Annotated in this window: 10 protein-coding genes; 3 read left to right on the top strand and 7 right to left on the bottom strand. The window is 58.0% G+C overall.

Features of this window, described 5'->3' with window-relative positions:
• Positions 1-296: 296 nt before the first annotated feature.
• From J0X19_RS24540 to J0X19_RS24530, 3 genes are all read right to left on the bottom strand, one after another.
• Complete coding sequence (locus J0X19_RS24540) at positions 297-644, bottom strand: hypothetical protein (protein ID WP_206987059.1); 348 nt, start codon at positions 642-644, stop codon at positions 297-299.
• A gap of 30 nt (positions 645-674) precedes the next feature.
• Entirely contained in the window at positions 675-1,151 is a 477-nt protein-coding gene (locus tag J0X19_RS24535; protein WP_206987058.1) for a Panacea domain-containing protein, read from the bottom strand.
• A 933-nt stretch (positions 1,152-2,084) separates the two neighbouring features.
• A complete protein-coding gene (locus J0X19_RS24530) occupies positions 2,085-4,163 on the bottom strand; it encodes a T9SS type A sorting domain-containing protein (protein ID WP_206987057.1) in 2,079 nt (692 codons plus the stop codon).
• 79 nt (positions 4,164-4,242) lie between these two features.
• Between J0X19_RS24530 and J0X19_RS24525 the strand changes: the two genes are divergently transcribed.
• Positions 4,243-5,436 (top strand): glycosyl hydrolase family 79 N-terminal domain-containing protein, encoded by a 1,194-nt coding sequence (locus tag J0X19_RS24525; protein WP_257573428.1) that lies wholly within the window; start codon positions 4,243-4,245, stop codon positions 5,434-5,436.
• Between the two features lie 131 nt (positions 5,437-5,567).
• On the opposite strand, the gene J0X19_RS24520 is transcribed toward J0X19_RS24525, so the two are convergent.
• The 4 genes from J0X19_RS24520 to J0X19_RS24510 all read right to left on the bottom strand — a co-directional run bounded on the left by J0X19_RS24520 (position 5,568) and on the right by J0X19_RS24510 (position 7,765).
• Positions 5,568-6,488 carry a DUF808 domain-containing protein gene (locus tag J0X19_RS24520; protein WP_206987055.1) on the bottom strand — a complete coding sequence of 307 codons (921 nt, stop codon included), beginning with the start codon at positions 6,486-6,488 and terminating at the stop codon, positions 5,568-5,570.
• A gap of 277 nt (positions 6,489-6,765) precedes the next feature.
• On the bottom strand, positions 6,766-7,149 hold the full coding sequence (locus tag J0X19_RS25320) for a recombinase family protein (protein ID WP_394369140.1): 384 nt from the start codon (positions 7,147-7,149) through the stop codon (positions 6,766-6,768).
• A gap of 75 nt (positions 7,150-7,224) precedes the next feature.
• Positions 7,225-7,380 (bottom strand): recombinase family protein, encoded by a 156-nt coding sequence (locus tag J0X19_RS25315; protein WP_394369139.1) that lies wholly within the window; start codon positions 7,378-7,380, stop codon positions 7,225-7,227.
• 73 nt (positions 7,381-7,453) lie between these two features.
• On the bottom strand, positions 7,454-7,765 hold the full coding sequence (locus J0X19_RS24510) for a hypothetical protein (protein ID WP_206987054.1): 312 nt from the start codon (positions 7,763-7,765) through the stop codon (positions 7,454-7,456).
• Between the two features lie 95 nt (positions 7,766-7,860).
• Here J0X19_RS24510 and J0X19_RS24505 point away from each other — a divergent pair, with 95 nt between their 5' ends.
• Positions 7,861-8,268, top strand: a complete 408-nt coding sequence (locus tag J0X19_RS24505) for a GlcG/HbpS family heme-binding protein (RefSeq protein ID WP_206987053.1) — start codon at positions 7,861-7,863, stop codon at positions 8,266-8,268.
• 376 nt (positions 8,269-8,644) lie between these two features.
• On the top strand, positions 8,645-9,802 hold the full coding sequence (locus J0X19_RS24500; RefSeq protein ID WP_110980603.1) for a glutathione-independent formaldehyde dehydrogenase: 1,158 nt from the start codon (positions 8,645-8,647) through the stop codon (positions 9,800-9,802).
• The last annotated feature ends 256 nt before the right edge of the window (positions 9,803-10,058 follow it).

Genomic DNA, 10,058 nt, shown 5'->3' with positions numbered 1-10,058 from the left:
TCCGAACAGAGTCGTTAAGCCCCGGAGCGCCTATGGTACTGCCTTCATCGGTGGGAGAGTCGGTCGCCGCCAACCTTTGCTTTACAAAACGCCGCTTATTACCTGTGCTATCTTTTGCACGTTGGTAATGAGCGGCGTTTTTAGTTTTAAGACAGGTTGGGCTCAATTACTTTTCTCTCTACTAAACACAACGGCCTGATTATGTGGGTTTTCCGTAAGTAATCAATAGAGGTGAATGGCTGTTAGACGCCTACTTGACGTTCTTGCTTCTTCCCACGTTCAGTTCTTGAACACCTTTATTGCCCTCTCCGCTTAGGTAATACGTTGGTGATAGTGTCTTTCGCAATACCACCTAACAACACGAAAAAGCCTGAAGTCAGAATTGTATCAATAAGCCCGATTTGCTTTTCTGATAGAAAGCCCCACGTTTCCGGAGCCAGAAAATGCCATGAGCGGAAAAGGATTGCAATACAGAATATACCTACGAACACATTAATCACGAGCTTCAGTCTGCCCAGCAGCGTCCTGCGAATTTCCCTTTCGAACAGCGCTTCGTCTTCTTTGGCGGCGGCAGCTCCAGCATCCACAGAAATGCTTTGAGCTTCTTCTTGAGCGGCGGCTCGAATAGTTTCCAGCGCTTTCATCTCGCGCCCGGCTTCCGGCATCTGTGTCATCTACGCCGCTGTCTGAGCCAATGATTGGTAATGTTCCCGAATTTTTTCTTGCGCGATAATGCCGTTGCGGGCTGTCTTGGTCCAGGGGCTTCCTTCTTTGTGGGTGACAGCTGAAAGGTAAAGGCCATCCTTGTCACCGTACACGTCCCAGATTTCACTTAATAAGCCTTGGGTGCGCGTATCTTCTTCCGGAATAACCGGTACGATGGGGGAGGCGAAGCCAACTCCCCAAGGGCCAGAGGTCATCTTAGTGATACGCGACCGGCCATATTCTTTGAAGGCTTGATATACGCTTGGAATAACCGGGCCATACTGCCACGCTTCCACTGCCTCACTGATCAGGGGCTCTCCGAAAAGGCCAAGGTTCCACCCATGCGCGATGTAGACCAGCTTAAGCAGCTTCATCGGCGTTACCTCTTTGCCCGTCTCCAACGACTTCTGTACGAAGAAGTTGGCTACTGCTAGCGGATCGTACACAGGGTTTGATGTATTCATTTTTCCTCTTAACACAAAGTAAACGGACAGCTACCTGCAACTTGGCAAGTGCACAGCCCTTAGAGAAGCTAATTGAATTGGCCTCTTTTCAAATATACAACGCAGCTACCTTACAAACTGTTTATGTATTACCATGATAGGTAATGGTAACTACGGTAAGACAGGCAGCAATTTAATATGCTTGGGTGGCCCAGGTGCGAGCCGGCTCTGGTGAGATAAACGTTGGGCTGATAACAGCCGTGTCGGGGATGATACTCGAAAGAAACAGCTTGATACCGAGCTGATTCATGGCATCCTGCGAATCGGTAACCGCTGAGCGGTGGACTCAAGACGTTCGGCGGCTGCGTAGTATGGGCACCTATCCATTCGAAGTTTTTGGTACGAATAGCTCGTAGCAGGCGGTTATCGGCAATCCAGGCACCCCAGCAAAACGAGCCAGCTGCCCGGTCGGGTAGCCCAACCTGCCAATGCCCACCACGCCAGCCAGCCTGGATGTGGTTGCCAAGGGGTTCGTAAGAAAATCAAGCAGGGAATCAGAGAGTGAAGCACTACCAACTGAGAGTTGGTCAACCTGACTAACGAAACGCTAGAAAGTGGGTGTTGTGAGCTTAAGTGCCGCCAACTTAGCGCGCTAGCCCGTGCTTGAAAAGAGGCCGTTGTTCCACTGCTTGGATTTCGTGCTGTTGCCCTTGGATGCGCCTGCTACGAGTACTGCGGCAAACAGGGCAAGGAGCTGCAACAGCCACCAAGACTTGCGGGTTCTACCCTGCGTAGCGTGGTCATAGATAAACGGTAAATCAAGCGAAATGCACTCTGCGTATCAGGCGCCATGGACTTGTCGCGCCATGCAAAAGCCCGCCCCATAAGTCGTATGGACTCGGAGGGCGGGCTTTATTCAGCGGCGGCTACGTGCAATTAGCGCTTGAGCAGCTGCCGGCTGATTTTCTGTTGCTGAGGCGTTATCACTACCAACCGGTACACGCCCGCGGGCAATGCCGACAGGTCTACTTCCGGCTGGCCGAGTGTGCCCTGGCTTCGGAGCTGGCCGTACGCATCCAGCACCTGATAGGTACTACCTGCCAGTTGCGCTCCTTGCACCGTTACTCGGTCGGTTACTGGGTTAGGATACAGACTCACCTGTTCCGCCAGTAGCGCCTCACTGGCGTTGGCCGCATCGGCTTGCAAGCCTGCGTTGATGGCCGCCGTGGCTGGGCGGACGCGCACCGAAGTGGCAACATCGTTCCAGGTGCCACTTCCCAAGGCATTGCCAGTCAAGCAGCTAGTGGCTGTCCGTAGCGTTAGCGCACTGCCGGTATAGTTGTCGTTTTCGTAAAGCACCACCTCGTAGCCGCTGTTTACCTGCACCGACGAGAGGTCATCGTTGAGGAAGCCCCGGCTTTGCAGGGCCGCCAGCGTGTAGTCGCCCACGGGCAGGCTCAGGGTCGTGCCGCCGTAGCTGCAATGTTTGTAGAGCGTGGCCACGTTGGCCGTAGTAACCGGGGCCGGAGCCGTACCGGAGATGCTGAACGTACCCAACGAGCCGTAATCGGAGTAGCCATCGGTGGCGGGGTTGCCCGAGCCAGTACCATCGACCTGCACGTAATAGGTGCCCGCGGCCAGGGTGGTGGTAAACGACACGTTCAGGTTGCCGCCTCCGCTGGTGTCGAAGCTGCCGACTTGCGTGCCGCCGCTGTTAAACAAGCGGGCTACAAGGTCGAGGTTGCCGTAGCGGCTTACCGTGCTAACGTTCAGGCTCACGCTACCGCCGCCGGTGCTGAACGAGAAATAATCCTGGTCGGTGGTGCGCTCAATCAGGCCGCTGCCCGCGAGGCTGGTGCCGTTGCGGGTCAGGGCAGTGGCTCCGGTGGTGGTGTTGCTGTGGTCGTCGGTTCGGTAGCCCACGTTGTAGGTGGTGCCCGCCATAATGGCCAGGTCGTCCTGCGTGTTGTTGGCCGAGTTGTACTCGCCGCGGCTCCAGTGCGTGACGGGCTTGTAGTAGCCAGCGCCCATGATGGGCGCCCAAGCGCCGCTGTTATCCTGGCCTGTGTAGTACCCTTCGCTGGGGCTGATGCGGCCGTCGTGGCTCAAACCCAGCGTGTGGCCCACTTCGTGCGAAGCCGCTTCGCCGCCCGACTTCGGTGCCGACATAAATACCCAGCACGGCGTGTCGTCGTTGTAGCGGAAGGAGGTAACGTAGGCCACGCCGCCCGAACCGGGGGCAATGGTGCTGCCGCTGCCCGGCGACACCACGCAGCGCATGCGCATATTCTTGGGGTAGGCATTGAATACCGCTTCGTCGGTGGTGACGTTGAGGCTAAAAGGGCGGAAATCCTCGCTCACCAGCTCCCAGAACGCCTGAATGTTGGCATCCGTCATGTTGGCCGAGGGGGCGTTGTAGGCGTTGCCGTTGTTCCAGCGGGTGCCGGCCGGCAAGGCGTAGCCGTCAAAATCGAGCATAACGCAGCCCCGTGCCCCCGGCAAGCTTTGCAGGGAAACTACGGTGGCCCGGTTGGCCGTACCCGCAGCGGGGGCTGGCTCGCGGTACCCCACGGGCTGGTTGTAGTCGATGCAGACCACCTTGTTGATGTCCACTGCCTGCACCGTAACAGTGCCTTGCTTGTCGGCTGTGTAGCTATAAGCCTGCCGGGTGTTTTTCAGCACAATCTGGCCTTCCACCTCTTCATCGGCGAGGCGCAGCAAAAAAGAAGAATTCGGGATGCCCTGAAGCTCGCCGACCAGCAGCGTGCCGGTGTTGGCCAAGTCTTGGCGGTAGTTGACTTTGCCGGTAAAGGCTTGGTTGGCGGCCACGCGTAGCTCCACGGTAGGCGCGGCCCGTTGGGCCAGGTCGGTGGCCAGATCGGCTTGTAACTGGCGCACCAGTGCCTGCCGGCTGCCGAGCGGATAAGACGAGTCGGCCGCACGGTTCTGTGCGGAGGCACCGAGGGCACTGACCAGCAGCGCCGCCCCGAGGCCGTAACGATAAAGTTTTTTCATAGGGTTGGTTGGAAGAAGGTTGGAAAGAGAACAGGTAAAACTGATTGGAGGTAGCCAGGGGCCCACTCCGATACAATTTATGATAATTGTGGAAGAGTATGGAAACCAGCTAAATGCAGGAGCAAGTCTTCAATGCCGTGGCCCTAGGCTGCAACTTGATGGTAACGCCGCCGGGTGCCGGCCAAGCGGTGCCGGTGGAAGCGGCAGCACTGGCACCCGCGACGCGCAAGGGGTTTGGACGCCCGCCCAATTGACTCGCCTGCTGACTTACACCAAGCAATTGGGTGGACGCATTGCCGCGCTGGAATTCATGAACGAGCCCACATTCGCCGCCATGGGGGGCGCGCCCAAGGGCTACGACGGAGCAGCTTACGGGCGCGACTTCAAGGTTTTTCGGCCCTTCGTTAAGCAACAGTCGTCGGGTACGCTCATTCTTGGCCCCGGCTCAGTGGGCGAGGCGGTGGGCGGCGAAGGTGTTGCGTACGGCGGTATGGAGCTCTTACCCACGCCGGAACTGTTGCAGGCAACCGGGCCGGGCGTCGTCGATGCCTTTTCCTATCATCACTATGGGGCGGCTTCCCAGCGTTGCGGCGACATGGCGCCGATTAAGAAAGACTCGGTGCTGGGCGAGCAGTGGCTGAGCCGCACGGATAAAACTCTGGCCTACTACCGCCAGCAGCGCGACAAATACGAGCCCGGCAAACCCTTTTGGAACACGGAAACGGCTGACGCGGCCTGCGGGGGCAACCCCTGGGGGGCGCAGTTTCTCGACACGTTCCGCTACCTCGACCAGATGGGCCGAATCGCCAAGCAGGGCGTAAAAGTTATCATGCACAACACCCTCGCTACCAGCGACTATGGCCTGCTGGACGGCAAAACCTTGCTACCGCGCCCCAACTACTGGGGCGGTTTGCTGTGGCACCAGCTCATGGGTACCACCGTACTCGATGCTGGCGCTTCACGGCCTGGTTTTCACATTTACGCCCATACGATGAAAGGGCAGGCGGGCGGCGTGGCCCTACTCATCATCAACAACAGCCGCACCGCTACTACCTCGCTGAACCTACCCAAAGCGGCCCAGCGCTACACGTTGAGCGCAACCACGCTGGAAAGCGGCGCAGTGCAGCTTAATGGCCGGGAGCTGAAGCTGGGCGCCAACGATGCGCTGCCGGCCCTAACCGGCGAGGCCGTGCCGGCTGGTCCGGTGCAGTTCGCGCCTACCACCATTACTTTTCTGACCATTGCCGATGCGGGCAACCAGAATAGCCAGTAAAACCGTTTTGCGGCCGATAACCCTCACCAACGCCGCCCCACCGACTGAGGACTATTGCGGCCGTGCCTCAGGATTACTTTTTGCGCGGATTACTAAGGGGCTGCGCAGCCAAGCCGACGGGTTGTTTCTGGTTAGGATTTCCGCAATACCTTTTTAACCAGTTTCACTCCTTGCTCAACCACAAACCCGATGAGCAGCCCGCCCACCGCGCAGGCCAGCGCCTTGGCCAGCCAGGCCACCACCGGCAGGTGAGCCAGGGCCTGCTCCAACTCGTGCAACAGATGATTGGTGAACGGAATGCCGTGGGCAATGATTTCGGCCCCAACCCACAGCATGGCCGCCGTGCCCACATAACTCAGGATGGTTAAAAAGTGCGGCATGAAGCGCACAATGCCGCGCCCCAGTTTCTGCGTGGCGGGCGCATAATTGCCCTGCGCAAAGTGCACGCCGATGTCGTCGGCTTTCACGAGCAAGCCCACGAAGCCATAGACGGCCACGGTAATAAACACGGCTACGGCCGCCATTACCACCACCTGGTTGATCAGGGGTTGGTCGTTGACCTGGCTGTAGGCAATGGCCATGATTTCGGCCGACAGGATAATGTCGGTGCGCACGGCCCCGGCCACGCGTTCCTTCTCCAACTCCTCGGGCGTCATCTGTTGTACCTGCTCGCTCTCGACCGGCTCGGCGGGGTGTTTCGTAAACAGGGAGTGTACCTTTTCGTACCCCTCAAAGCATAGATAGGCCCCGCCCACCATCAAGATGGGCGTGATGGCCCAAGGCGCAAAATACCCGAGCACCAAAGCGGCGGGCGTCAGAAGCAAGAGTTTGTTGACGAGTGATTTCTTGGCTATCTGATAGATGATGGCCAGTTCGCGGGACGGGTCGAGGCCCACAACGTACTTGGGCGTCACGGCCGTATCGTCGATGACGATGCCGGACACTTTGCCGGTGGTCTTGGCCACTTGGGCCGGCACGTCATCCAAACTGGCCGCGCTGGCTTTTACCAAGGCGGAAATGTCATCTAAGAGGGCAAAAAAACCGGACGCCATTGGCTGAATTGTGAGAAGGTAGTTTTCGGTTGCGAAGAAGTGTACGCGCTGGCGCCGCTTCTGGCCGGCAAGGTAGGGTAGTTTAGCGAGCAGGGCATCTCCTTTTTAGGTCGGCAGGGTAATCACCGCCGTCCTGTCAGCAGAAGTGACTGGCGCCGGTAAGGCCGCCGCGGCAGCCCCCTGCTCTAGCAGGGAAGGGTGTTGTTAAACAAATAGGGTAAAACCTCCGAGTCCATGGCTAAAAGGGGTTCTTCTTCCCAAAGGGCGGATTTACACGCTAAGCACTTTTTAGCTTCTGGGCGTAATTGTAGACGGTGCCATAGGCCAGGTCTAACTGCTTGATGACTTGATTCATAGATAAGCCATTGCGCAGAAGCTGCGCAATGGCCTCCTGCTTAGACTGGGCCAGTGGCGGCCGGGCCACATGCTTGCCCTGGGCTTTGGCCCGGGCCATGCCGGCGCGCACGCGCTGGCTGATGAGCGCGCTCTCAAACAGGGCCAGTGAGGCCATGACGTGGAACACCAACTCGCCCGTGGGCGTGGTGGTGTCGATATTTTCCTGGTAGGAGACGAAGTCCACCCCTAGGCTCTGGAATTCCTTCGGCGCGTTGACCAGCGCCTGGGTCGAGCGGGCAAAGCGGTCGTAGCGCCGGACCAGCACCGCGTCGAGCTACCGGTTCTTGGCCGCCGCCATCATCCGTTTGTACTGAGTTCATTCCTCGCTGGTACCCGAGGCCTAGTCCACGTATTCATCGACAACGGCAAAGCCGCGGCGCTGGGCGTACTCGCGCGGCGGCCGCAGCTGCGTTTCCGGGGCCTGCCCTTTGTTGAGGGTGGAGACGCGGGCATAGAGCGCCACGCGGGTGGGCTGGTCGGTCGGGTTGGCGGGCATCGAGGGTTATCAAAAAGGAGTTCCTTGTTGATAGGCATCACGCACCCGCTCTACAGCGTAGAATCAGTCTTTCTCAGGCAGTACTATAACCCTCTTTGATAACCGGGCTTAGCATGTAAATCCGCCCTTGTGGCAAAAGAACCCCAGTACGGCATAGGTCAGGCCCGATTTTGAGGCTGAACAACATGAAAAACAGCAGTTCCCCCTCATCCGCGAACGTGGCCCCGACCGGATTGATGGTCGGGCGCTCCGCCATCGACGCGCCGTATACACGCTGGTAGGCCGCGGCGAACAGCGGCACCAACGCGTCAAAGCGCACCGCATCCAGGCCGGTCGCTGCCCGCCATTGCCGCACGGTGCGCAGTTCTGTAATCGAGAGTTTCATGCCCAACAAAACCGCTCTCAATCGCAACAACTCTAAATGAAATACTGTTCATCGGCAGAAGCCTTTCTCGTTTTCTCCTCTCATCATTCCATTTTATGGATATCTCCCTTGAATTAGCCCAACAAGCCGTCCATGCCGCCCACCAGAAGGCCCTGGACCTGGGCCTGAAAATGAATATTGCCGTGGTGGATGCTGGCGCCAACCTGACGGCCTTCATCCGGATGGATGATGCCTGGCTGGGCTCCATTGACATTGCCATTCGAAAAGCTAAAACGGCGCGCTATTTTAATATGCCCACCGGCGACCTGGGTCAGGCTTCTCAACCCGGCGGCTCGCTTTACAACATTGAGCACTCCAATGGCGGCCTGATTACCTTCCCGGGTGGCATTCCTATTCTCGACGCCAACGGCCGCGTGATTGGGGCCATCGGGGTTTCGGGCAGCACTGTGGAGAACGACCATGCGGTGGCCGAAGCGGGTATGCACGCCGTAGAAAAGCAGTAGTGGCCTAGCCATCTGCCGTAAGCCTTGCAGCCGGATTGCTCTTGAGGTGGTCCGGTTGCTTTGCGTTCGGCCAAGTTACACGTCTTAGTGGGCGGGGCTGCACGGGTAAAATCCGAGCATAGCTCGGCATGTCAGCCCCACTATCCGTTAGTAAGTACTCCTCCGTACCTCCGCTCTATAGTAGATGTGTTGCGATGGAGCAAGTAAGGTGTTAGGTGAACACTCCAGAGGCCGGCGCAGACTTCGTGCAGTTCATCATAGCATTGGGGGCGCACAATAGTAGGAACGGAAAACAACGTTAGGGAGATTCAACCAAACCTTCTGCCCGATAATGCCGTCACTGTGAGGAGTAAGTCAACCTTTCAAGCTCAATCTCATGAAAGCACTTGTTTATTACGGCCCCTTGGACGTGCGCGTGTCCGAAATGCCCGACCCTAAAATTGAGCAACCCACTGACGTGCTGGTTCAGATAACTACCACCAACATTTGTGGCTCCGACCTGCATATGTACGATGGCCGCACCAACATCGAAGCCGGCCGGATTTTTGGCCACGAGAACCTGGGCCGGGTTGTTGAGGTCGGTAAGGCAGTGATGAAGGTCAAAGTGGGTGACATGGTGTGCATGCCGTTTAATATCGGTTGTGGCCACTGTAAAAATTGTGAGCGCAAACTCACTGCGTTTTGTCTGACGATGAACCCCGGTTTTGCCGGGGCGGCCTATGGCTTCGCCGGCATGGGACCGTATGAGGGCGGGCAGGCTGAATACTTGCGCGTGCCATACGGGGATTTCAACTGCCTGATATTGCCCGAGGATGCCAGCGAGAAGGAAAACGACTACGCTATGCTTTCCGACATCTTCCCGACGGGCTACCACGCCACGGAACTGGCGGGGGTAAAACCGGGCGAATCGGTGGTCATTTACGGTGCCGGGCCGGTTGGGCTCATGGCCACGCTGTCGGCCCGCATAAGAGGGGCCGACAAAATCATGGTGGTGGACAGCCACCCCGACCGGTTGCGGCTAGCGGAGGAATTGGGGGGCATCCCCATCGACATGTCGAAAGGCTCGGCCGTGGACCAGGTGCTGGACTTGACGGACGGGCAGGGGGCCGACCGGGGCTGCGAATGCGTGGGCTACCAGTGCTGCAACAAACACGGCCAGGAACAGTCGAACGTCACGATGAACGAACTGGTCCAGGCGGTGAAAGCGACCGGCTCTATTGGCGTGGTGGGCGTTTTTGTGCAGGAAGACCCGAAGTCCAAAGAGGCACTGCAGAAAAAAGGCCACATGGACTTCGACTTTGGCAGCTTCTGGATGAAGGGGCAAAGCATTGCCACGGGCCAAGCCAACGTCAAATCGTACAACCGGGAGCTTTGTGCGCTGATATCTTCCGGTAAAGCGAAGCCGTCCGCCATCGTCTCCCACGAGCTTTCCCTGGACGAGGCCCCCGATGCCTACAAGCACTTTAACGCCCGTGACAAGGGCTGGACGAAGGTGGTGCTGAAACCCGGCAAAACGAGCAGTAACAAGAAATAAGCGGCAAGCCCGGAAACCGGAGCCGGGCGCGGTTTTGAAACGACGGACCGTAGCAGGCTCATCCTGTTGCGGTCCGTTGTTTCAATGGTAGCTTGAACCAACCCAAACGGGTGGACGCGCCGTGCTGACGCCACCTTGCTCACGGCGTCCGCCACAAACAACGTCGTCGTTCACGCTCACCGCCGGCCGCATCCTCAACCCCAAAACCGCCCGCAGTCAGGTGCTGGGCTCGGTGGTCTGGGGCATTGGCATGGCC

Origin of the sequence: Hymenobacter telluris, assembly GCF_017313265.1 — a bacterium.
In the GTDB taxonomy this organism is placed as follows: Bacteria; Bacteroidota; Bacteroidia; order Cytophagales; family Hymenobacteraceae; genus Hymenobacter; species Hymenobacter telluris.
Note: the sequence above shows the minus strand (reverse complement) of the source record. Positions and strands in the feature narration are given on the sequence as shown.